The 23,582-nt window shown below is 64.6% G+C and carries 22 protein-coding genes; 17 read left to right on the forward strand and 5 right to left on the reverse strand.

The features are described from left to right. Positions 1-70: 70 nt before the first annotated feature. The 5 genes from rpoZ (at position 71) to C84B14_RS04880 (ending at position 8,337) form a co-directional block, all read left to right on the forward strand. Positions 71-388, forward strand: a complete 318-nt coding sequence (rpoZ, locus tag C84B14_RS04860; protein ID WP_348766535.1) for a DNA-directed RNA polymerase subunit omega — start codon at positions 71-73, stop codon at positions 386-388. A 679-nt stretch (positions 389-1,067) separates the two neighbouring features. Then, positions 1,068-3,230, forward strand: coding sequence for a RelA/SpoT family protein (locus C84B14_RS04865; RefSeq protein ID WP_348766536.1), 2,163 nt, complete (start codon positions 1,068-1,070; stop codon positions 3,228-3,230). A gap of 349 nt (positions 3,231-3,579) precedes the next feature. Next, a complete protein-coding gene (locus C84B14_RS04870) occupies positions 3,580-3,975 on the forward strand; it encodes a RidA family protein (protein WP_353222284.1) in 396 nt (131 codons plus the stop codon). Further along, positions 3,953-6,085 carry an ATP-dependent DNA helicase RecG gene (gene recG, locus C84B14_RS04875; RefSeq protein WP_353222286.1) on the forward strand — a complete coding sequence of 711 codons (2,133 nt, stop codon included), beginning with the start codon at positions 3,953-3,955 and terminating at the stop codon, positions 6,083-6,085. The genes C84B14_RS04870 and recG overlap by 23 nt, the downstream gene beginning before the upstream one ends. A 284-nt stretch (positions 6,086-6,369) precedes the next feature. After that, positions 6,370-8,337: a CASTOR/POLLUX-related putative ion channel gene (locus tag C84B14_RS04880; RefSeq protein ID WP_353222288.1), complete on the forward strand. Its 1,968-nt coding sequence runs from the start codon at positions 6,370-6,372 to the stop codon at positions 8,335-8,337. 48 nt (positions 8,338-8,385) lie between these two features. Here the strand turns inward: C84B14_RS04880 and corA are convergent, their stop codons facing one another. Together corA and C84B14_RS04890 are read right to left on the reverse strand one after the other, a co-directional pair. Continuing rightward, a complete protein-coding gene (gene corA / locus C84B14_RS04885) occupies positions 8,386-9,504 on the reverse strand; it encodes a magnesium/cobalt transporter CorA (RefSeq protein ID WP_353222289.1) in 1,119 nt (372 codons plus the stop codon). A 59-nt stretch (positions 9,505-9,563) separates the two neighbouring features. Next, a complete protein-coding gene (locus C84B14_RS04890) occupies positions 9,564-10,268 on the reverse strand; it encodes a ComF family protein (RefSeq protein WP_353222291.1) in 705 nt (234 codons plus the stop codon). Positions 10,269-10,338: 70 nt separating this feature from the next. On the opposite strand from C84B14_RS04890, the gene bioB reads away from it, so the two are divergent. The 8 genes from bioB to C84B14_RS04930 all read left to right on the forward strand — a co-directional run bounded on the left by bioB (position 10,339) and on the right by C84B14_RS04930 (position 18,835). After that, entirely contained in the window at positions 10,339-11,397 is a 1,059-nt protein-coding gene (gene bioB, locus C84B14_RS04895) for a biotin synthase BioB (protein WP_353222292.1), read from the forward strand. A gap of 8 nt (positions 11,398-11,405) precedes the next feature. Further along, positions 11,406-12,584, forward strand: coding sequence for an 8-amino-7-oxononanoate synthase (gene bioF, locus C84B14_RS04900; RefSeq protein WP_502949893.1), 1,179 nt, complete (start codon positions 11,406-11,408; stop codon positions 12,582-12,584). After that, positions 12,581-13,366 carry a pimeloyl-ACP methyl ester esterase BioH gene (gene bioH / locus C84B14_RS04905; protein ID WP_348767871.1) on the forward strand — a complete coding sequence of 262 codons (786 nt, stop codon included), beginning with the start codon at positions 12,581-12,583 and terminating at the stop codon, positions 13,364-13,366. Before bioF ends, bioH begins: the two co-directional genes overlap by 4 nt. Beyond that, on the forward strand, positions 13,363-14,046 hold the full coding sequence (gene bioD / locus C84B14_RS04910; RefSeq protein ID WP_353222294.1) for a dethiobiotin synthase: 684 nt from the start codon (positions 13,363-13,365) through the stop codon (positions 14,044-14,046). Before bioH ends, bioD begins: the two co-directional genes overlap by 4 nt. A 94-nt stretch (positions 14,047-14,140) precedes the next feature. After that, positions 14,141-14,629 (forward strand): DUF2244 domain-containing protein, encoded by a 489-nt coding sequence (locus C84B14_RS04915; protein WP_348767873.1) that lies wholly within the window; start codon positions 14,141-14,143, stop codon positions 14,627-14,629. Positions 14,630-14,638: 9 nt separating this feature from the next. Continuing rightward, entirely contained in the window at positions 14,639-16,069 is a 1,431-nt protein-coding gene (gene coxB / locus C84B14_RS04920; protein ID WP_353222295.1) for a cytochrome c oxidase subunit II, read from the forward strand. A 34-nt stretch (positions 16,070-16,103) separates the two neighbouring features. Continuing rightward, on the forward strand, positions 16,104-17,735 hold the full coding sequence (ctaD, locus tag C84B14_RS04925) for a cytochrome c oxidase subunit I (RefSeq protein WP_353222297.1): 1,632 nt from the start codon (positions 16,104-16,106) through the stop codon (positions 17,733-17,735). 221 nt (positions 17,736-17,956) lie between these two features. Beyond that, positions 17,957-18,835: a cytochrome c oxidase subunit 3 gene (locus C84B14_RS04930; RefSeq protein WP_353222299.1), complete on the forward strand. Its 879-nt coding sequence runs from the start codon at positions 17,957-17,959 to the stop codon at positions 18,833-18,835. Positions 18,836-18,924: 89 nt separating this feature from the next. Here C84B14_RS04930 and C84B14_RS04935 read toward each other — a convergent pair whose 3' ends face one another. Further along, a complete protein-coding gene (locus C84B14_RS04935; protein ID WP_353222301.1) occupies positions 18,925-19,131 on the reverse strand; it encodes a twin transmembrane helix small protein in 207 nt (68 codons plus the stop codon). Between the two features lie 63 nt (positions 19,132-19,194). Here C84B14_RS04935 and C84B14_RS04940 point away from each other — a divergent pair, with 63 nt between their 5' ends. From C84B14_RS04940 to cyoE, 4 genes are read left to right on the forward strand one after another with little or no spacing between them, the layout of a single operon-like run. Continuing rightward, the gene (locus C84B14_RS04940) at positions 19,195-19,872 is read left to right on the forward strand and encodes an SURF1 family protein (protein ID WP_353222303.1); all 678 of its coding nucleotides are present in this window, start codon (positions 19,195-19,197) and stop codon (positions 19,870-19,872) included. Continuing rightward, positions 19,869-20,441 carry an SCO family protein gene (locus tag C84B14_RS04945; RefSeq protein WP_348767592.1) on the forward strand — a complete coding sequence of 191 codons (573 nt, stop codon included), beginning with the start codon at positions 19,869-19,871 and terminating at the stop codon, positions 20,439-20,441. Before C84B14_RS04940 ends, C84B14_RS04945 begins: the two co-directional genes overlap by 4 nt. Before the next feature lie 14 nt (positions 20,442-20,455). Further along, positions 20,456-21,460: a COX15/CtaA family protein gene (locus C84B14_RS04950; RefSeq protein WP_353222305.1), complete on the forward strand. Its 1,005-nt coding sequence runs from the start codon at positions 20,456-20,458 to the stop codon at positions 21,458-21,460. After that, entirely contained in the window at positions 21,453-22,373 is a 921-nt protein-coding gene (gene cyoE / locus C84B14_RS04955) for a heme o synthase (RefSeq protein WP_353222307.1), read from the forward strand. Before C84B14_RS04950 ends, cyoE begins: the two co-directional genes overlap by 8 nt. On the opposite strand, the gene C84B14_RS04960 is transcribed toward cyoE, so the two are convergent. Then, a complete protein-coding gene (locus tag C84B14_RS04960) occupies positions 22,374-22,703 on the reverse strand; it encodes a YqcC family protein (RefSeq protein ID WP_353222309.1) in 330 nt (109 codons plus the stop codon). It lies immediately after the preceding gene. A gap of 45 nt (positions 22,704-22,748) precedes the next feature. Continuing rightward, positions 22,749-23,354, reverse strand: coding sequence for a transglycosylase SLT domain-containing protein (locus C84B14_RS04965; protein ID WP_348767596.1), 606 nt, complete (start codon positions 23,352-23,354; stop codon positions 22,749-22,751). Positions 23,355-23,582 lie beyond the last annotated feature (228 nt).

Below are 23,582 nucleotides of genomic sequence, written 5' to 3' on the forward strand. Positions count from 1 at the left end.
CAGGGCTGGCCGACGCGGATGCGCATGGTTATACTGCGCGGTTTGCCACCCTCGTCGCGAGAGTATCGTCATGGCCCGAGTTACCGTCGAAGATTGTCTTGAGCACGTCAACAACAAGTTCGAACTGGCCACGATCGCGGCCAAGCGCGCCCGCCAGCTTGCCCGCGGCGCCAACGCCCGCCTGCCCTGGGAGGACGACAAGCCCACGGTGATGGCACTGCGCGAGATCGCCGCTGGTGAAGTCACCATCGCCATTCTCGACGAGCCGGACCTGCCGCCGGTGAGCACCGGCATGGATGCGCCGCAGCCGGCCGAGCCGAGCGAAGAAGATCTGGAAGCCGAAGGCGAGAAGAAAGCCGCCAAGCCCGCGGCCGACGCCGACGAATAAGCGAACGTAGCCGGCCACGCCGGCACGCGTTACGAAAAGCCGCTGTCTTCAGCGGCTTTTTTTGTGTCGGATGCTTGCAAGCCGGTTGTACGCGAATAAACGCGACAAAGGCAAAGGACCGATCGCCCAAAGGCTGGGCAAGTTTATGTTCGCGCCGGGCGCTCAAGGCGGTTTGCAGACAGGCTCCGCTCGATGCGGATTCGGTAATCGAGCGTCTGATGGCGACGTTCTTCAAGAACAACCGCAGATTTCGCAGATTAAACAGATGAGGAAGCGCGCGGGCGCATGCGCCGGACGAGAGCGAGCGACCGCGATCTCCTGTCTTTGAGCTGCGTTGATCTTTCGATCTTTCTCCGGCCGGCGACGACCACCGAAGCCGAAGCAACGATGGTATCGATCGCCCACCACGGCCGAATCAATACATCTGCGCAATCAGCGTAATCTGCGGTTTCTGCCTTCAAACCGATAGAAAAACTCGCGATTACACGGCGGTCTTGGCGCCGGTCGGTATTCCTGATTATGGGCAAGGTGGGCTATCCGTCTGGGTCGCAGTTACCTGGTACATGTCTTTGCGCGCGAAATGCCGGCCGGGTGACCGGTCGCGTGGGCGAATTTTCGCAAGCGAGGACGAACCGGGTAGCGAGTCGTCAAAACGGCGTTTTAGCAGTACTCTTGGATCATGGAATTGCCAAGCGGTATCAATCGGCTGCAAACGCGTATTCGGACCTCGCGTATTTCGCGCGAGTTCGGTATCGATACGCTCGCCGAGCATCTGGAAAGTTATCTGCCGGAGCCGGCGATCGCGCGGGTGCGGGCTGCCTACGAGTTTGGCGAGCACCAGCATCGTGGCCAGTTTCGCAAGACCGGCGAGCCTTATATCTATCATCCGCTGGCGGTGGCCCGGATTCTGGCCGAGATGCGGCTGGACGCCACGACGCTGATCGCCGCAATCCTGCACGACGTCATCGAAGATACCGACGCCGCCCGTGAGGAGGTGGCCCGACGCTTTGGCAAGGAAGTGGCCGATCTCGTCGACGGTGTCAGCAAGCTCGACAAGGCCCAGTTCCATAGCCGCGAGCAGGCCACGGCCGAAAGTTTTCGCAAACTGATGCTGGCGATGACGCGCGATATTCGCGTCATTCTGGTCAAGCTGGCCGATCGGTTGCACAACATGCGCACGCTCGAAGGCATGACCGCGAAAAAGCGGGCTTCGATTGCCCGCGAAACGCTCGAGATCTATGCACCGATCGCCCGACGGCTGGGCATCAACAGCATGCGTCAGGAGCTCGAGGAACTCGGCTTCAAGAACATGTACCCGCGCCGCTACGAGGTGTTGCGCCGCGCCAGCCAATCGGTGACCGGCGATCGGCGCAGCCTGCTGCGCGAAATCGAGGAGACGCTGTCGCGGGCTCTGGCCGCCGAGGGAATCGGCGCGATCGTGAAAGGCCGGCGCAAGAATCTCTACAGCATCTATCGGAAAATGCGCGAAAAGCACCGCCGTTTTCTGGATGTGTTCGACCTCTACGGCGTACGCGTGATCGTCGACGCGGTGGACGAATGCTATCGCGGGCTGGGCATCGTTCATCACCGCTATCGCCCGATCACCGAACAGTTCAACGACTTCATCGCCAACCCCAAACTCAACGGCTACCAGTCGCTGCATACCACGGTAATGGCACGTGGCGGGATCAAGTTCGAGGTCCAGATTCGGACCCGCGAGATGGATCAGATTGCCGAATCCGGCATCGCCGCGCACTGGCAGTACAAGCTCGGCGAGAAGGCCGGCAAGCTTGGCAATCTCGACGCCGAGGAATGGCTGGCGCATCTGGCCGAAATGCACGAAGGCGAGCGCGATTCGCTGCGCTTCGTCGACAACCTGCGCATGGACCTGTTTCCCGACGAGGTCTATGTATTCACGCCCAAGGGCCAGATCATCCGCCTGGCCAAGGGCGCGACCTGTGTCGATTTCGCCTATGCGGTGCATACCGAGCTTGGTGATCGCTGCGTGGCCGCGCGTGTCGAAGGCCATCTGGCGCCGCTCAACAGCCAGCTCCAGTCGGGGCAGACAGTCGAAATCATCACCGCCAAGCATGCGCGCCCGAACGCGGCCTGGCTGCATTTTCTCAAGACCGCGAAAGCGCGCACCGGGGTGCGCAACTTCCTCAAGAACCAGCGCGAAGACAAGGCGCAGCGCCTGGGTGAGCGTTTGCTGGACAAGTCCTTGGGCGACCTGGGGCTGTCGCTGCGCCGTCTGTCGCGCTCGGATATCGACCGCGGGCTGGCGGAAATGGACGAACCGAGCCTGCCCGCGCTGTATGCCGCCATCGGCCTGGGTCGGCGCCTGGCGCCGCTGGTCGCACGACATTTTCTGGCCGGCGACGCACCGGTGGCCAAGGGCCGGCGGGCCAAGCCGCTGGCCGTGGAGGGAACCGAAGGGCTGGTGGTCGAGTTCGCCAAATGCTGTCACCCGGTGCCCGGCGACGCGATCCATGGCCAGGCCAGCCTCGGCCGCGGCCTGGTCGTACATCGCTTCGGCTGTGCCTATTCCACCCGTAAAGGCGCCTCGGCCGATCGCGTCGAGCTGACCTGGGCCGATAACGTGACCGGCGAATACGACGTAGAGCTGCGGGTGACCGCCTCGAACAAGCGCGGGCTGCTGGCCACGCTCACCGCCAAGTTCGCCGACGCCGACTCCAATATCCAGAACATCGTGTTCCCGGAAAGCAGCGGTGCGCTGATCACCATTCGGTTTCTCATCGACGTGCGCGATCGCCACCATCTGGCCAACATCATCCGGCGGCTGCGGCGCATCAACGCGGTAGAGAGAGTGGAGCGCAGCTAGGGAAGCTCTGCATAACCTGTCACGGTCGCGCCGGCGTGCTTTGCGCGTGATTGACAAGGAAGTGAGAGCGTAGCGTGCTCGTTGCACGGTAGCGAACACTGACGCCGATCAAGCGCGCGCAAAGCCCCGGCCCGCAAGGGGTTCGGCCTCACAGACGCCGCGGCCGCGTTGCCAAGCTTGACCTGCCAATAAGGCAGGCGCTGCGCTTGGACGCCTTGCCGCACCGTCTGTGAGGGCTCGAACGCGATCCGTGAGAGGTTTATGCAGAGCTTCCCTAGGGCGCCGGGGCTGCCGCGCAGCCGCGCCGCTGTGGGACAATGCCGGTCAGGCTTTTCAACCGTGCGACGTCATGATTCAACCTGCCACGCATCAGATCATCAAGACCGAAGAAGCACCGGGTGCCATCGGCGCCTATTCGCAGGCCGTGCAGGCCGGCGATACGGTCTATATCTCCGGCCAGATTCCGCTGGATCCGGCGACCGGCGACCTGGTCGACGGCGATATCGAAGCCCAGATCGAGCGGGTATTCGACAATATCGAAGCCGTGGCCCGGGCGGCCGGCGGTACGTTCGCGCACGTGGTGAAGTTCACCATCTATTTGACCGATATGGACAACTTCGGCGCCGTGAACGCGGTCATGGAGCGCAAGCTGGCCAAGCCCTATCCGGCCCGTGCTGCCGTAGGCGTGGCTGCATTGCCCAAGGGCGCTGCCGTAGAGGCCGATGCCATCCTCGTGCTCGGCTGACAAGGCCGCCAAGAAAACGCGCTACAGCGCGAGCGATTCCTGCAAACGCCTGAACGGCGTCGGGCCCAAGCTCGTCGACAAGCTCGCGACGCTGGGTATTGCCAGTATCGGCGATGTGCTGCTGCACCGGCCGACGCGCTACGAAGACCGTACCCGCGTCACCCCGGTGGGCGAGATGATCGCGCAGGGCCTGCCCGTGGTAGCGGTGGTTCGTATCGAGGCCGCCGAGGTGCGCCACGGCCGCCGGCGCAGCCTGTTGGTGAGTACCACCGACGGGCAGGCGCGCCTGTGGCTGCGCTTCTTTCATTTTGCGCCGGCCCAGCAGGCGCGGCTGGTGGCCGGCACGTGGCTGCGCGTGTTCGGCGAGCCGCGCCCCGGGGTATATGGCCTCGAGATCGTGCATCCCGAGTACCAGATCGTGGACGACGCAGCCGCGGGCCACGATTTCACGCCCGAGCTGCGTGCGGTGTATCCGGCCACCGCCGGGGTCACCCAGCCGCGGCTTCGTGATATGGCCGACCAGGCGCTGGCCCTGCTGGATACGCCCGGTTTCTGGCCCGATGCGCTACCCGCCGATCTGGGTCGCGAGCTGGCCGCGGCGGGAATCGATATCGATATCGCCGCGGCGCTGCGCTGTATCCATCGGCCCGCGCCGAACGAGGATCTGGCCGCCTTGATCGAGGGCCGCCACCCGGCGGTGACCCGGCTGGCATTCGAGGAACTGCTGGGCCATCAACTGGGGCTGCGCAGCCGACGCCGTGAGGTCAAGACCGAACGCGCGCCGGTGCTCGGCGATGCGGGCCGCGGGCTGAGCCCGCTGTTCGAGCAGCTGGGCTTTTCGCCCACCAATGCCCAGCGCCGGGTGATTGGCGAAATTCTGGCCGATATGGCCGTGGCCCATCCGATGCTGCGCCTGATCCAGGGCGACGTCGGCTCGGGCAAGACCGTGGTCGCTGCAGCCGCGGTGCTGACCGCGATCGAGAACGGCTGGCAGGCGGCGTTCATGGCGCCGACCGAACTGCTGGCCGAACAGCACTATGCGAATCTGGCCGGCTGGCTGGAGCCGCTCGGGGTACAGGTGTTGCTGGTGACCGGCCGGCGCCGCCGCGATGACGCGCTGCTCGCGCCCATACGCGACGGCGAGCCGGTGGCGGTGGTGGGCACCCATGCGCTGTTTCAGGCGTCGTTGGATTTCGGGCGGCTGGGCCTGTGCGTGATCGACGAACAGCATCGCTTCGGGGTGGATCAGCGCCTGGCCCTGCGCAACAAGGCCGCCGCCGGCGGATTGACCGCGCATCAGCTGATCATGACCGCCACGCCCATCCCGCGCACCCTGGCGATGAGCGCGTACGCCGACCTGGATACCTCGGTGATCGACGAGCTGCCGCCCGGGCGTACCCCGGTGGTGACGGTGGCCGTTCCCAACACCCGCCGCGACGAAGTGGTCGAACGCATCGGCCGCGCGGTCGCCGACGGGCGCCAGGTCTATTGGGTATGTACGCTCATCGAGGCCAGCGACAAGCTCGAGGCCCAGGCGGCGGAAGCGGCGGCCGAGGCGTTGTCCGAGGCCCTGCCGGGGGTGCAGGTGTCGCTGGCGCACGGGCGTATGAAGGCCGCGGCCAAGCAAAAGGCCATGCAGGCCTTCAAGAAAGGTGCGATCGATGTACTGGTGGCCACCACCGTGATCGAGGTGGGCGTGGACGTGCCCAATGCCTCGCTGATGATCATCGAAAACGCCGAACGACTCGGTCTGGCCCAGCTGCACCAGCTGCGCGGGCGCGTAGGGCGGGGCTCGGTGGAAAGTCATTGTGTGCTGCTCTACCAGCCGCCGCTATCGGAGACGGCGCGCAAACGCCTGTCCGCGCTGCGTGAAACCGGTGACGGCTTTGCCATTGCACGGGCCGACCTGGAGCTGCGCGGGCCGGGCGAGGTGTTGGGCACGCGCCAGACCGGAGCGGCGAGTTTTCGTATTGCCGATCTGGTACGCGACGGGGTGTGGGTAGAAAAAGCGCTGACCGCAGCCGACGATGTGCTGGCTTATCACCCCCGCGAGGCGGCCACGCTCATCGAGCGCTGGGCGGGCGGTCGCGGTGGCTATGCCGGCGTCTGACAACTTACGCCATACATGAGCGCACCTGAAACGCAGCCGGCCGCGTTAAAGCAAAGACTTGTTTATGAAAAGAGTTCAGCATGCGGCGTGAGCATCGAGCCACCTGGCCATCGAACGATCGGTCTGTCGTCTTGTTCGTATTCCTTGCCGGACACCCTGCCTGCTTGAACACAGCCGACGGCGTTTCATTCATAATCGAAACCGCGGATAGGCTGGCGCGTGGGCAACCCGCGCCTGCAGCCCATACTCCCCTTTAGCCATAATCGAGACGGGAAAAGCCCGGCGTGAAACTGCTCGTTCGCCTACGTAATCTGCTTCAGTTCCAGCTCGAGCAATTCATGCTGCGCGGGGTGCTCTCGCGGCTGCTGGTCATCGCCTGTGCGATGGTGCTTATCGCCGTGAGCGCCGGGCTGCTCGTCTACAACGTGCCGCATATCGGCGAGGCCGGCGAAGAGGGCGATCCCGGTTCCGCAATCTGGTGGGCGTTTCTAAGGCTCACCGATTCCGGCTATCTCGGCGATGACGAAGGAACCCTGCTGCGGACGGTGTCGACCACGCTCACCATACTCGGCGTGGTGCTGTTTGTCGGTGCGCTGATTGCGACCATGACGCAGTGGCTCGACGACACCATCGAAACGCTCGAGGCCGGCTATACGCCCATTGCCAAGAACAACCATATCCTCATTCTCGGCTGGAGCAGTCGTACCGCGGGTATGGTCGAGAACCTCGTGCAGTCACAGGCGCGGGTCAAGCGCTTTCTGGACCGGCACGGCGGTGGCCGTCTGCATATCGTGATTCTGGCCGAGCGGGTCAATACCGGCATGGCCCAGGAGCTCAAGGACCGCCTGGGGCGGCGCTACGACGCGCGGCGCATCACGCTGCGGTCGGGTACGCCGCTGCGGGCCGATCATCTGCGTCGGGTCGATTTCGAGCATGCCGCCGCGGTCATCCTTGCCGGCCGCGAGTTCGACGGCGACGGCGCGGGCGACGAAGCCACCATCAAGACCCTGATCAACGCCACCGGCAGCAGCGAAGACAAGCTGCCGCTGGTGGTGGCCGAAGTCTTCGACGCCAACCATCTGGCCACCGCGGCCCGTGCCTATGCCGGCGAAGCCGAGCTCATCGGCGCCGGGCGCATCGTCGCCCGACTGCTCGCCCAGAACACCCGTAATCGCGGCCTGTCGTGGGTTTATGGCGAATTGCTCAACGGCAAGGATGAACAGATATTCGTGCGCGAATGCCCAAGTCTGGTCGGCGAGCGCCTGGTCGACGTGGCCGGCTGTTTCGACAAGGCGGTATTACTCGGCGCGGCGCGCGACGGTGCGCTCATCCCGGTTCATCGTGAAGATGGCGAACGCGTTCGCGACGGCGACCGGCTTGCGTTTATCGCCCGCGCCTTCGATGACTGCGCGCCTACCGGCGCGCCGGAGACGGTGATTACGGCCAGCCCGGTCGAGCGGCGCGAGCGGGCCGCGCGCAGCCGGGGCCATCGGCGCGTGCTGGTGCTGGGCTGGAACCGCAAGCTGCCGTCGCTGTTGGCCGAGTTCGAGGCTTATCGGCGGGAAAGCGTGACCATCGATGTCTTCTCGCTGCGCCCGATCGCCGAGCGCGAAACGCTGCTGGCCCGCCAGGGGGTACGGTTCGCGCATGCCAGCGTGCGCCAGATCGAGGGCGATTTCACGTCCTACCACGACCTGGGTCGGCTCTCGCTTGCCGACTACGACAACATCATCCTGCTGGCCAGCGATTGGCTGGGGTCGGCGGAGGCCGCGGACGCGCGTATGGTCATGGGCTATCTGGTGCTGGCCCAACAGCTCGAAAAGGTCGATCAGCCGCCGTTTACGCTGGTCGAAACCATGTCGGCCGAGAACGCGGCGTTGTTCGATGCGCCGCACGTCGAGCGCCTGATCTCGCCCGCTATTCAGTCCAGCCTGTTGACCCAGGTAGCGCTACGCCGCGAGTTGCACTGGGTGATGGAAGAGCTGTTCGGCGCGGGCGGCGCCGAAGTGGTATTTCGCGACGCGTCCCGTCTGGGCTTGGCGGGTGGCGAGGACAGTTTCGAAACGCTGCGCCGTGCCCGCGCCGGCGAAGACGAAATTCTGCTCGGCGTCATGCGTGGCCCGGAGACGGCTCAGCCGCGGCTGCAGCTCAACGTGCGCGATAAACATGTGCCGCTAAACCTCAAGGCCGGCGACGAACTGGTGGTGCTGGCGGTGCCGGCTGCGGCGCTCAGCACTGGCGAGGTGGGTTAGGCGAGCCGTGTCGGCCGCATTGCACGCCCGGGTTGGCGTCATCGCTGCTCAGAGCCAGCGCCTGCGCCGAAAAAATACCAGCATGCCGACCACCAGCGCGCCCATGAGCCCGAGCACGATCGGGTAGCCGTAGCGCCAGCCCAGCTCCGGCATGTTCCAGGGGCTGGCGGTATCGAAGTTCATGCCATAGACGCCCACGATGAACGACAGCGGCATGAAGACGGTGGCAATGAGCGTGAGCACGCGCATGATGTCGTTGAGCCGCATGGAGGCCAACGACAGATGCGTGTCCAGCAGGGCGCCCGTGGCATCGTGATAACTGTCGATGAGATCCACCACGCGTCGGGCGTGGTCCTGTATGTCCCGGATATAGGGCCGGTTTTCGATATGGATCGCGGGGTGGTCGCTGGTTAGCCAGCGCTGGATCATCTCGTTCTGGGCACGCATCGTCTTGCCCAGCGTGCTCAGGGCACGGCGCAGGTCGTGAATGGTGCCGATCAGATCGTGCGTGCGCGTTTCGAATATTTCGTCTTCCAGGCGATCGAGGCGCTCGCCGTAGGCCGCGACCACGTCGAAAGCGCTGTCGACCACGACATCGGCCAGCGCATGGCCCAGATGCTCGGCGCGGGCGCTGCTCTGGCCCATCGTGATTGGATCAGTCGCCAGGCGCATCCGTTCGCGCACCGGGGCGAACAGATCGTGCCGGCCGGCATGAAAGCTCAGTACGAAGCCGTCGCCGATGAACAGGCTGACCTGCTCGATGGTCAGCCGGGTCTCCGGCTGGCCGTAGCCGCTGGCTGCCGGCACCACCGGCAAGGCGAGGGTAATGAAGATGAGGTTGCGATAAGGGTCGAGTTTGGGCCGCTGGCCGTGGTTGTGAACGTCTTCCAGGGCGAGCGGGTGCAGATGAAAGCGCTCGCCCAGGCGGGCGAGATCCGCGGGCGGCACGTCGCCCTCGAAATGCAGCCAGTGCAGCGCGCTGCCCTCGACCAGGGCGCCCAGCGCTTCGTCCAGGGTGGTGGCCATGCGTTCACGGGTCGGCCGGCCGGCGTCAAGCGACAGGGCATGAACCGTCAGCGTATCGTTGCTGGCCGGGTCGGCATGTTCGACGAGCGCACCGGGGCGCGTACCCGGCTTGGGGTGGCGTATATGGATATGGCGCAGCATGGCGCCAAGCCTTCAATGCCGCCGCGCGCGCGTCAAGTGCCAGAGTTCGCGCACGCCGCCTATGCACGTGCGACCGCATACAGATCAACGCGCTGCGCGCCAGCGCGGCGCAAACAGGCGGCCAGGGCGCGCACGGTATGTCCGGTGGTGACCACGTCGTCGACGATGGCGACATGCGCACCGTGCAAGCCACGACGGCATACGAAGGCGTTGCGCACGTTGGCACGGCGCGCGCTGGCCGCCAGCGTGCTCTGACGCTCGGTGGCCAGGCGTCGCTCGATACCGCGTGCCGCGATCGGCACGGCCAGTGGCTCGGCCAGACGGCGGGCGATTCGTTCGGCCTGATTGAAGCCGCGTTTGCGCAGGTTCTTTGCGTGCAGGGGAACGGGCACGAGGTAGTCGGGACGGCACATGTCGGCTGCCCCGATACGCTCGGCCAGCAGATCGCCCAAAAGCCGCGCATGCGGCATACGCGCACTGAATTTAAGCCGGGTGACCAGCCAGTCCGCCGGGGGGCGATAGTGCAGCGACGCGATGGCACGTTCGGCCAGCGGACGCTTTCGACAATCCGGGCATATCCGATCAGCGGTCAGCTCCGATAGCGCCAGCGCACAATGCCGGCAGGCCGAGCCAAGCCAGGGCAGTTCGGCCTTGCACTCCACACAGATATCCTGTTCCAGCGATGCCGGGGCATGGCACAGCACGCAGGCCGGCCCGAGCAGAAGTGACTGTATATTTTGTGACCATCTGTAAAGGAAAGGCATTTTTCCTGCTTGACAGTGGCTGGCGCTTGGCCAACCCTTTTACGCTCTTGAATCCTGAGTCGATACTGCCATGCCCGAATCTGCGGATACCGCCGTTCTTCGCCACGACTGGCGCGCCGACGAGGTACAGGCCTTGTTCGCGCTGCCGTTCGCGGACCTGATCTATCGTGCCCAGAGCGCGCATCGCGCGCATTTCGACGCCAATGAGGTGCAGTTGTCGACGCTGATGTCGATCAAGACCGGGGCCTGTCCGGAAGACTGTGCCTACTGCCCGCAGAGCGTGCGTTTTGACACCGGACTGGAGCGCGAGGCGCTGTTACCGCTGGAGCAGGTCCGAGACGCGGCCCAGCGCGCACGCGCGGCCGGTGCCACGCGGTTCTGCATGGGCGCGGCCTGGCGCAGCCCCAAGGATCGCGACCTGGAAAAGGTCATCGACATGGTGCAGGCGGTCAAGGACGAAGGCCTGGAAACCTGCGTGACGCTGGGCATGCTCAAGGCCCGCCAAGCAGAGAAACTCAAGGCCGCCGGGCTCGACTACTACAACCACAATCTCGATACCTCGCCCGAGTACTATCAGGACATCATCACCACGCGGACCTACGAGGATCGGCTGGATACGCTCGGGCACGTGCGCGACGCGGGAATCAAGGTCTGCTGCGGCGGCATCGTGGGCATGGGCGAGACACCGCTGGATCGCGCCGAGCTGCTGTGCCAGCTGGCGAACCTGCCGGAACACCCCCAGAGCGTGCCGATCAACAATCTGGTACAGGTTGAAGGCACGCCGCTGCACGGCGTGGATCCCATCGACGAGCTCGACTTCGTGCGCACGATCGCCGTGGCCAAGATCATGATGCCGGCTTCCTATGTGCGGCTGTCCGCCGGGCGTGAGCAGATGTCGGAGGCCACCCAAACGCTGTGCTTTCTGGCCGGCGCGAACTCGATCTTCTACGGCGATCAGCTGTTGACCACGTCGAATCCGGCCCACTTGAAGGATCTCGCGCTGCTCGAAAAGCTTGGCATGAAGCCGGAGGCTTCGCCCAAATACAGCGATATCGAGGCCGGGCAGGCGCCCAGCGCTGAAGCCGCACCGCAGGGCTGCCGAGCGGCGGCAACGGCCGGCGCATCGTGACGCAGACGCTGGCAGCGCATTGTCGCGAACGGCTGGCCGCGGTCAGGGCGGCCGAGCGCTTTCGCCGTCGGCGCGTGATCGAGGGCGCGCATGCGCCGCAAGTGGTCGCAGACGGCCAGCGCTGCGTTAATTTCTGCAGCAACGACTATCTGGGGCTGGCCGCAGAGCCGGCATTGGCGCAGCGAATGGCCCGTGCCGGCGAACGCCTGGGCACCGGCAGCGCCGCCTCCCAGTTGGTGACCGGCCACAACGTCGAGCACGCAGCGCTGGAAGCCGAACTGGCCGATTGGGTCGGGCGCGAACGCGCGCTCGTATTCTCGACCGGCTACGCGGCGAATGTGGGCGTGGTCAGTGCGCTGATGACAGGCGGCGACCATATCGTCGCCGATGCGCTCAATCATGCCTCGTTGATCGACGGCGCCCGGCTATCGGGCGCCTCCAAGCATGTCTATCGCCACGCCGATGCCGTGGACGCAGCCGACAAGCTCGCCGCCTGCGATAGCGGCAATCGTATGCTGCTCACCGACAGCGTGTTTTCAATGGACGGCGACACCGCGCCGCTGTGTGCGCTGGCCGAACTTGCCGCGGTGCGCGGCGCCTGGCTGACGGTCGACGATGCCCACGGCCTGGGTGTTTTCGGTGCCCAGGGCGCCGGGCGGGTTGCCGAGGCCGGGCTGGGCAGCGATCGCGTGCCGCTGCTGCTGGCAACCCTGGGAAAGTCGGTGGGCGCGGCCGGCGCCTTCGTGGCCGGGGACGATGACGTGATTGAAGCGATTCTGCAAAGCGCGCGTTCGCTGATCTTTTCGACCGCGCCGCCGCCGGCGCTCGCCGCTGCCGCACGCGAAGGCGTGGCGCTGGCGCGGGCGGGCGACGCGCGGCGTAGACATCTCATGGCTTTGATCGAGCGCTTTCGGCGCGGCGCGCTTGAGCTTGGGCTGCCGGTCGAACCGTCGGACAGCCCCATTCAGCCGCTGATGCTGGGTGACGAAGCCCAGGCCCTGGCGGTCAGCGATGCACTGCTGGCGCGGGGTTTTCTGGTCGGTGCGATTCGTCCACCGACCGTGGCGCCCGGCACGTCGCGGCTGCGTATCACCCTGACTGCGGGCCACGACGAAGCACAGGTCGATGCCTTGCTGGCCGCGCTCGCGGCGGTGCGGCCCGCAGCCGATAGCCGGCGCAGCGCATGAGCCTGCATGTACAAAGCGTGGGTACGCAGGGCCCCGATATCGTCTTTCTGCACGGCTGGGGGCTGTCGTCGCGTATCTGGGAATCGCTGGCAGGGCGGCTCAAGAGCCGTTTTCGTTGTCATCTGGTGGATTTGCCCGGTCACGGCGAAAGCGCGGTGGGCCCGGCCGGGCTCAACAACTGGGTTGACGCCGTAATGGAACAGATCGACCGGCCTGCGGTTTTCGTGGGCTGGTCGCTGGGCGGCCTCGTCGCCATGGGGGCCGCGCGTCGCCACCCCGAACGCGTCCAGGGGCTGGTACTGGTGGCCACCCTGGCACGCTTCATTCGTGAGCCGGGCAACGACTACGGCATGAAGCAAAGTGCCATCGAAGCCACCCGCCGCGGGCTCAGCGAGGATTTTTCGACCACGTTGAGCGAGTTCTTGATGCAGCAGGTGCTCGGCGAGCCGGGGGCGGCACGCGCGGTGCGCAGCCTGCGCAACGATCTCATGGACCAGCCGCCGGCACAGGCCGCACTCGAGCGCGGCCTGGATATTCTCTTCGAGGCCGATTTCCGTGATGCGCTGGCCGCTATCGATGCGCCCGCGCTGGTGATCGCCGGCGCGCGTGATCGCATGGCCCACCCCGACGGCATGGCTGCCATGGCCGATGCCATGCCGAATGCACGGTTCTGGCGGGTGCAGCGCGCCGCGCATGCGCCGTTCATCTCGCACGAAAAACCGTTTGCCGAGCGGCTGTCTGCGTTTGTCGATGCCTGCATTGACGGCGAGAAGGCCGAATGACGGCACAAACGTTGTTCGTGACCGGCACCGACACCGGTATCGGCAAGACGCGTGTCGCGGTCGCCCTGCTGCACGGGCTGCGGGCCGCGGGTTTTTCTGCGGTGGGCTACAAGCCGGTGGCCAGCGGCTGTGAAGCCACGGCCGCGGGATTGCGCAACGAGGACGCGTTGGCGCTACAGGCCGCGAGCACGCCGGGCTGGGGCTACGACGCCATCAATCCGATCGCGCTCGCCGAGCCCATTGCTCCACATATCGCCGCGGCCGATGCCGGGGTGATGATCGATAGCGACGTACTGGACGACGGCCACGCGCGTCTGGCGGCGGCCAGCGACTGGGTGGTGGTCGAAGGCGCGGGCGGCTGGCACGTGCCGCTGGGCGCGCATACCGATTTCGCCGAATGGGTGAGCGGCCACCGCTGGCCGACGCTTCTGGTGGTCGGCATGCGCCTGGGGTGCGTCAATCATGCCGTGCTCAGCGCCCGTGCGATCGGCGCCGCTACGCCGCTGGTGGGCTGGGTCGCGAATACGTTGCCGCCGATTCAGCCTCGCCTCGAAGAAAACATCGCCTGCCTGGAACAGGCGATCACCGCGCCGCTTTGCGCGCGCGTGGCCTGCGATCCGCGCGCTGATCTGGCGCTGAATCCCTTGCCGTGGCTCGTGCGTATGAGAGAGCGTGAATAAAGGCTGAATCGTTTGCCAGCACAATAGCGCTTCGCATAAACTCTCGGCCGGAGGACACGGCGGGATGTCGAGTCGATACGAAACCAACGAACCCATGCGCCGGTTGGTCATCGCCCCGAACGGGTCGCTGTCGGTCGCGCAGGCTCAATGGTTTTTTATCGGCATGTGTAGCGTGTCATTCGGTATCGCGGCCTTCATGACAGTGTTCGGTTTATGGCTGATATGGCCGTTCGCCGGGCTGGAGATGGCCGCGCTTGGGGCGGGTCTTTACCTGAGTTTGCGCGACAATGGTTACCGCGAGGTCATATCGGTATTCGAGGATCGTATCGAGGTCGAAGCTGGCCTGAACGAACCCGAGCGGCGCTGGGAGTTCCCGCGCCTGCTGACCCAAGTCCGGCTGAGTCCGGGCGTGTATCGGAACAGTCCGTCACGCTTGCTGTTAACCCGTCATGGCCACGGCTGTGAGCTGGGTCGCTGCCTGAGCGAGGAAGAACGGGAGAAGGTTGCCCAGAGGCTCAAGTCGTGGGTGACCGCGCCGCAGCTGTCGTCATCGCGCGACGACCGCCGGCAACGTGTTTTATAGAGAGCGATTATGAATAAAATCAGCATTCTGTCTCGATCGGGCCTGGTCGCGCTGGGGGCGTTGGCCATGTCGCCGGCGCATGCGGCGTGGACGCTCAACATGAACGAGGGCGTGACCGACCTGACGAGCAAGGTCTTTGGCCTGCACATGCTGATTTTCTGGATCTGCGTGGTCATCGGCATCGGCGTATTCGGCGTGATGCTCTATTCGGTGATCGTGCATCGCAAGTCGCGCGGCTTCGAGGCATCGCATTTCCATGAGTCGACGGTGGTGGAAATCGCCTGGACCGTCGTGCCGTTCATCATTCTCATCGCGGTGGCGATCCCGGCCGCCGGAACGCTGCTTCAGATCGAGGATTCCAGCAATCCCGACATGACGATTCGTGTGACCGGCCATCAGTGGCTGTGGGAATACGATTACGTCGATGCCGACGTGCATTTCTTCAGCCGTCTCGACCGTGATAGCGACAACGCGCGTCGTCTCAACTCCGGTATCGATCCGAACACGGTCGAGAACTACCTTCGCAACGTCGACAACCCGATGGTGGTGCCGGTCGATACCAAGGTGCGCCTGCTGCTGACCGCCAGCGACGTCATCCACTCCTGGTGGGTGCCGGAGCTCGGTGGCAAGAAGGACGCCATCCCCGGCTATATCAACGATATGTGGTTCCAGGCCAACAAGCCGGGCGTCTACCGCGGTCAGTGCGCCGAGCTGTGTGGCCGCGGCCATGCCTTCATGCCGATCGTGGTGAAGGTGGTATCGCAGAGCGACTACGATGCCTGGGTACGTGAACAGGGCGGTAACCCGAATTCCGATTCCGAGCTTGCCACCGGTCAGCCGAGCACGAACGAAGCCAACGCCGAGGCGCAGACTTCGGCCGACGAAAGTGCGACCGCCGGCAATGCGACCGAAGCGCGGACCGAGGACGGCAGCACCAACGATCCGCAGGCCGCCGAAGAGAGCATCGTCGGCACCGGCGAATCGGATAACGAAGGTGCCGACGACGCCGAAGCACGCGAGGCCGAAGCGTCCGACGACCGTGGTTCGCCGAAGGTGCCGGATCCGGATCAGGAGGACCAGTCGTCGGCGAGCGATAGCGAACAGCAGGATGGCTCGGCCGCCGCGGGCGACGAAATGTCGCGCGATGCGCTCATGAGCCAGGGCAAGGAAGTCTACGGCAACCTGTGTGCCGCCTGTCATCAGCCGGACGGCAGCGGCATGCCCGCGGCCGGTTTCCCGGCGATGAAGGGCAGTGCGGTCGCGACCGGCGATGTCGACACGCACATTAGTCAGATTCTCAATGGCAAGGGCGCGATGCCGCCGTACAAGGGCACGCTCGACGACAAGCAGATAGCAGCGGTTGTGACGTATGAGCGCAACGCATTTGGTAACGATACCGGCGACGTGGTGCAGCCTTCCCAGGTTGCGGCGCAGCGATAAGTAGACCGCCCGCACGGCGGTTCAGGAGTTTGCGATGAGCACTGTCAATCCGACTGATACCCACCACGATCATCACGATCACCACCACGGTCCGGTTACCCTGGCCGACGGCGTGTGGCCCTGGATGAAGCGCTGGATCGGTACGACCAACCACAAGGATCTGGGTACGCTGTACCTGATCTTTTCGTTCACGATGCTGTTTATCGGCGGCCTGATGTCGCTGGTGATTCGTGCCGAGTTGTTCGCGCCGGGCATTCAGTTCGTCGATCCCGGTTTCTACAACGAGATGATCACCCTGCACGCGCTGGTGATGATCTTCGGCGGCGTCATGCCTGCCTTCGTGGGCCTGGCCAACTGGATGGTGCCGATGATGATCGGCTGCTCCGATCTGGCGCTGCCGCGCGTGAACAACTGGGGTTTCTGGATCCTGCCGTTCGCCTTCACCATGCTGCTGGGTACGCTGTTCGTCTCCGGCGGGGCGCCGGCGTCGGGCTGGACCATGTACCCACCGCTGGTCATGCAGACCGGTAACGCGCTGCCGCTGATGGTGTTCGCCATCCATCTGGCCGGTATTTCGTCGATCACCGGTGCCATCAATATCGTGGTCACCATCCTGAACATGCGCGCGCCGGACATGCCGCTGCTCAAGATGCCGCTGTTCGTATGGACCTGGCTGATCACCGCCTATCTGCTGATCGCGGTCATGCCGGTGCTGGCGGGGGCGGTCACCATGATCCTGACCGATCACTTCTTCGGCACCACCTTCTTCGACGCCGCCGGCGGCGGCGACCCGGTGCTGTTCCAGCATATCTTCTGGTTCTTCGGGCACCCAGAGGTCTACATCATGATTCTGCCGGCCTTCGGCATTGTCTCCACGATCATCCCGGCCTTCGCGCGCAAGCCGCTGTTCGGGCATGACTCGATGGTGTATGCCGTGGCCTCGATCGCGTTCCTGTCGTTCATCGTCTGGGCGCACCACATGTTCACGGTGGGCATGCCGGTCTCGGCCGAACTGTTCTTCATGTTCGCGACCATGCTCATCGCCGTGCCCACGGGCGTGAAGGTGTTCAACTGGGTCGCCACCATGTGGCGCGGCTCGATGACCTTCGAAACGCCGATGCTGTTTGCCCTCGGCTTCGTGGTGCTGTTCACCATCGGCGGCTTTTCCGGGCTGATGCTCGCGCTCACGCCGGTGGACTTCCAGTATCACGATTCCTACTTCGTGGTGGCCCATTTCCACTACGTGCTGGTGCCGGGTGCGATCTTCTCCATCATCGCCGCGATCTACTACTGGATTCCGAAGTGGACCGGCGTGATGTACAACGAAAAGCTCGGCCAGTTCCACTTCTGGTGGAGCGCGATCTGGATCAACGTCCTGTTCTTCCCGCAGCACTTCCTGGGTCTGGCCGGCATGCCGCGCCGTATCCCGGACTACGCCACCCAGTTCACCGACTTCAACGTCATTTCGTCGATCGGCGCGCTGATGTTCTTTCTCGGGCAGTTCGTGTTCATCTACAACATGATCATGTGTATGCGTGGTTCGGGTAAGAAAGCCACGGGTCGCGTCTGGGAAGGCGCCCGCGGGCTCGAGTGGACGGTGCCCTCGCCGGCGCCGTACCACACCTTCGAGCAGCCGCCGAAGATCGACCCGCGCGAGCTGGCGTAAGCGGGCGGGCTGCTCGTCATGTCGCCCAAACGCAAGAACGCGCTGCTCGCGATCGCCCTGGCGGGCATCGCGGTCGGCGTGTACGTCGCCTTCTTCTTCGAGATGGCGGCACGCTAGCCGAAAGTAGTCAGGGGAGAGGGGCGCGCTGCGGCGTGCCCTGCAACGGCCGAGCCCTTCAACCGGGCGTAAGGCAGCAAGAATAGAAGCAAGGATCGATCGTTATGGCCACGCATACCAGCGAACACCACAAGTATTACGTACCGGAACCGTCGCCGTGGCCGTTCATGCTCACGGTTGCGCTGTTCCTCATGCTGGGCGCGGCCGGCTTCTGGCTGAACGGCCATACCGGGGTGGCGCCATACCTGGCCGCCATTGGCCTGGCGATGGTGCTGGTCATGGTGTTCATCTGGTTTCGGGACGTCGTGCATGAAAACCGCACGGGCGCCTACGGGGTCCAGGAAGATCGTACCTACCGCTACGCGATGATGTGGTTCATCTTCTCCGAGGTGATGTTCTTCGCGGCATTCTTCGGGGCCCTGTTCTATACCCGCATGATCGCGCTGCCGTGGCTGAACGGCGAGGGCGAGAAGTTCTTCACCAACGTCTATCTGTGGCCCCAGTTCGAGGGCGCATGGCCGACCAACGGCCCGGGCAATATTGGCGGCGAGTTCGAAACCGTCAACGCCTGGCACCTGCCGCTGATCAATACGCTGCTGCTGCTGACCTCGTCGGTGACCATCACCTGGGCCCACTGGGGCCTGAAAGAGGACAACCGCTGGAAGCTTTGCCTGGGCCTGGCTGCCACGGCCGCGCTAGGCGCCTTCTTTCTGTACTGGCAGGCGGTCGAGTATATCGAGGCGTACGAGCATCTCGGTCTGACCCTGGGTTCGGGCATCTACGGCTCGACCTTCTTCCTGCTGACCGGCTTTCACGGCATGCATGTGACGCTGGGCACGATCATGCTCATCGTTATTCTTCTGCGCTGTCTGAAGGGCCACTTCAGTTCCCATGACCACTTCGGCTTCGAGGCCGTCGCCTGGTATTGGCATTTTGTCGACGTGGTCTGGCTCGGCCTGTTTATCTTCGTCTATATCCTTTGAACGGATAGGGCGAACCTCGCCGAAGCAATCGCAGCCTGATCCGGGCGGCCCGACGCGGGCCGCCCGTTGTCGTTGCGATGCAAGGTCGGCTACTGGCCGAGATTGTGCGGCTGTACGATACCGGTTAAATAACCGAGCACCAGCAGGCCGATCAGCGCCAGCGACAGGCCGATTCGCCACGTCAGGGCCTTGACCGTGCGTCTGGTATCGCCGCTGTCGCGTACGAGAAACACCAGTCCCGACCCCAGGGCCGCGATGATGGCGAACAGGAACACGACGATGAATATCTTGACCATATGCGCTTAGGGCGCTATCGGTTCGCGCCCCCTTTGTGGGGTTGGGTGATCGTACTGTTAGGCATGGCCGCGTTGTCCAGCCTCGGCATTTGGCAGATACAGCGCGGCGAGAGCAAGCAGGCGATGCTAGCGCAGCGCCAGGCTGCCGGCAAAAGCCCGGCACGGGACTTTCTTGAGGTCGAGCGTGGCCTGGACGGCGCGACGCCAGCCTATGGGCTTCGTTACACGCTGACCGGGCGTTTGGATGCGCACCGGCAGGTGCTGTTCGATAATCAGGTGCGCAACGAGCGAATCGGCTATCACGTGTGGACACCGCTGGTACTGGCCAACGGTCGACGGGTGATGGTCGACCGCGGCTGGGTGCCGCTCGGCCCCGGCGGGCGCGCCGAGCCCCCGGATCCGGCGGCGCCTGCCGGTGAAGTCACGATGAAGGGTGTCTGGCGCGATCTGCCGCGGCCGGGCATGCGCTTGGGCGGCGACGCGGCGTGTCGGCTCGAGGGTTGGCCCCGGGTGCTCAACTATCCCGACATCGAGCAGCTGCGCTGCCAGTACGAAGGCGATGTTGCCAACGGGCTGTTGCTGCTCGACGAGGCGGATCCGCGCGGATTTGCCCGCAACTGGCAGAACCAGTTCGAGCAGATGCCGCCCGTGCGTCATTTTGGCTATGCGCTGCAGTGGTTCGCCATGGCGTGCGCGGTGGCGGTGATTTTCGTGGTTCTGAATTTAAGGCGTATCCGATGACGACAAAGACACGCGCGCGTCTCAAGCTGCTTGGCGTGATGATGGTTTTCGTGGGCCCGCTGGCGTTGGCCTATGTGCTCTATTACGGCCTGTCGTATGGCGCGGCGGGCACCAACGGCGGTACGTTGATCGACCCGGCCAAGCGCGTGCCCAACATCACGCTTACGGATGCGGCCGGCGAAACCGTGCCCAGCGGTGCCCTGTTCGAGCAGAAATGGACGATCCTGCAGGTCGCCCCCGGTGGCTGCGACGATGCATGCGTCGAGTCGTTGAAGGAAACGCGCCAGATCCGCGCGCTGCTGCACCGCCGCGCCACGCGGGTGCAGCGGATACTGCTTACCGATTCACAGACCCTGCCGGCCATGCCGGAACAGCCCGACCTGAGTCTCTATCGCGGGCCGCTGGATGACTTTCGTGCGATGTTCGAAAGCCAGGATGCAGCCACGCCGGGCACGGTCTACCTGGTCGATCCGCTGGGCAACTGGATGCTTTACTATCCGCCCGGCGGCGATGGCTCGGCGCTGTTCAAGGACGTCAAGCACCTGCTCAAGCTCTCCCATATCGGTTAGACCGGGACACTGTCATGACGCGTTTTCGTCTCACTTTGATTACGATCTGCCTGACCTTCGTCGTGGTGACGCTTGGCGCTTTCGTGCGGCTGTCCGACGCCGGGCTCGGTTGTCCGGACTGGCCGGGCTGCTACGGGCATCTCGACGTGCCGACCGCCGAGGCCGACGTCGCCCGGGCCAATGAACGCTTTGCTCATCGCCCCGTGGAGGCGCCCAAGGCCTGGAAGGAGATGATTCACCGCTATGCGGCCGGCACCCTCGGTCTGCTGATTCTGGCGATGGCGCTGCTCACCCTCAAACGCACGAGCAACCCGCACCAGCAACGAAGACTGCCCTGGGTGATTCTCGCGCTTGTGGTATTTCAGGCGCTGCTGGGCATGTGGACCGTGACTCTGTTGCTCAAGCCGTTGATTGTGACCGCTCACTTGCTTGGGGGGATGGCGACGTTCGCTCTGCTGGGCTGGTGCCTGTTTCGCGAGGGCGCCTTGTTCGAAGGCTATGGCCTGGCCATGCGGCGCGGTCTGCGTGTCGCGGCCGGCGCCGCGCTGGCTTTGCTGATAGGCCAGATATTCCTCGGCGCCTGGACTTCCACGAACTACGCCGCCATGGCCTGTCCGGACTTCCCGACCTGCCAGACCTACTGGTGGCCGCCGACCGACTGGTCTACCGCCTTCACCCTCTGGCACGGCCTCGGGATCAACTACGAATACGGCATCCTCGACAGCGTGCCGCGTGCAACCATTCACTGGGCGCATCGGCTGGGCGCAGTCGCCATCACCGTGGTCATGCTGGGCCTCGCCGGCCTGCTCTGGCAGCAGGGCAGGGTCGACCGGCGCTGGCGCGGTATGGCCGCGACCCTGATCGCGGCGCTGGCGCTGCAGGTGTCGATCGGTATTTCAGTGGTGGTGTTCCACCTGCCGCTGCCGGTGGCCGTGGCCCACAACGGAGGCGCTGCCCTGTTATTATTGACGCTCGTTGCCATCAACCACGCAGTCTGGAAAGCGCGCGCTCATGTCTAGCTCCTCCGGCTCAACAACGCTCGATCGTTCGACGCTGTCCCAGCGGCTGTCGGACTACTACGAGCTGTGCAAGCCGCGCGTGGTGTTGCTGATCGTGTTTACGGCGATGGTGGGCATGTTCCTGGCCACGCCCGGCATGGTGCCGATCGATGCGCTGCTGTTCGGTACGCTCGGCATCGGACTGATGGCCGCCTCGGCGGCTGCGGTCAATCAGATGCTCGATCGCAAAGCCGACCAGCGCATGGCGCGAACGCGCAAGCGCCCCCTGGTTACCGGCCATCTGGACATGGCCCAGTCGGCGCGCTTCGCCGCTGCGATCGGCCTTCTGGGCATGGCGATTCTGCTCTGGCTGGTCAACCCCTTAACGGCTTGGCTTACGCTGGTCACGCTGGTCGGCTACGCGGGCGTCTATACGGTCTATCTCAAGCGTGCCACTCCCCAGAACATCGTGATCGGCGGGGCTGCGGGTGCGGCGCCGCCGCTGCTGGGCTGGGTCGCGGTGACCGGCAGCGTCGACGCGCATGCCCTCATCCTGTTTCTGATCATCTTCATCTGGACGCCGCCGCACTTCTGGGCGCTGGCGATCGAGCGCCACCGCGAATATGCCGAAGTGGATATTCCGATGTTGCCCGTCACCCATGGTCTTGAGTACACCCGTACGCAGGTGCTGCTCTACACCGTGCTGCTGTTCATCGTGTCGCTGCTGCCCTTCGTGACCGGCATGAGCGGTCCGCTGTATCTGCTGTGCGCGATCGGGCTATCGGGCTGGTTTCTGGTCTATGCAATTCGGCTCAAGTACGCGCCGAAGCCGGGGCTGGCGATGCGTACCTTCGCCTACTCCATTCTCTATCTCATGGCGCTGTTCAGCGCGCTGCTCGTCGACCACTACGTGCCGGTAATCTTCGGCGTCTGATCAGGCCCGTTCCGGCCCGCCGATGGCGCGGTCGAATTCGCGCAGCCGATCCACCACCGCCTGCTTGCCCGGTTGTTCGGCAAGCGCTTCTTCTGCCAATGGCGCGATTGCGCTCACGCCGGGTAGCTGGCCGTTGTGTTCGATGATTTCGCGCATGCGCGGAATGAATACGAACTGCAGCCATTCGCTGAACGCGAGCGTATCGGCACAAAACGGCGTACGGCTGGCCATTGCGGCCGGCGAGGGCGCGTTCGCATGCCAGAGATCGGCGGCGCGCATGCTCTGTTCGATCGCGAGCATCAGGTCGGCCAACTGGTGTAATTGCTGCATATCGTTTTCTGGCATAAGGGCAGGCAAGATCGGGCAGGACCCGGCTCAGAAAGGCCACCACCAGTGGCCGGGATTTTCCAGATCGGCGCGACAGCCGCGCAGCTGGCCGGCATAGCGATCGGCGCGGGCGTTGACCCGGCCGGCGGTACGCTCGAGCCACGGTTTGCGGCGATAGCTGCCGCGTTTAAAACCGGTCTGGCCTTCGTGATACGCCAGGTACTGGCTATACGCATCCCATTTGGAAATGCCGAGCATGGCGTTGCTCTTGGCCACGTACCAGCCTACGAAGTCGGTCGCATCGCCGAAATCGTCGCGACTGGCCCAGCCGTTGCCGGTGTCGGTCTTGTACCAGTCCCAGGTGCTGTCGAGCGCCTGGGTGTAGCCGTAGGCCGAGGTGATATGCGTCCAGGGAATGAACCACAGCAGCCGCCGGCGCGGCGGGCGTGCATCGCCGACAAAGGCCGATTCCTGATAGATGATCGCCATCTGGACATGAATCGGCGCGCCCCAGCGATCGAAGGCGGAGTCCGCCGCATCGAACCAGCCGTTCTTCTCGTAGAAGATATCGCAGACGTTGCCGGGCGAGCGCGGCGGCGCGGTGACACAGCCGCTGAGTACGACGGCCACGCAGATCAGGACAAGACGGTGCATGCGCGAAGCGTAGCAGAGCCGTGGGGCACAGGTCGCCCGTGGCGCAGCGCGGCACAGCCCGGGAACGCGCCCGCGCGCCGGCAGCCGTCGCGTTGAGCACGCGCTGCGGTGGGCCGGGCCTGCATCTACCGGCCGTGCGCTCGCGTGTCAGCCTGGGCACGCCCCCTGCGTGCCCACACTAAGACCGAGAGGGCCGCGACGGGTATAATGCGGCGCCCTGCGAGCAGC

This window comes from Salinisphaera sp. C84B14, from assembly GCF_040361435.1.
Lineage (GTDB): Bacteria > Pseudomonadota > Gammaproteobacteria > Nevskiales > Salinisphaeraceae > Salinisphaera.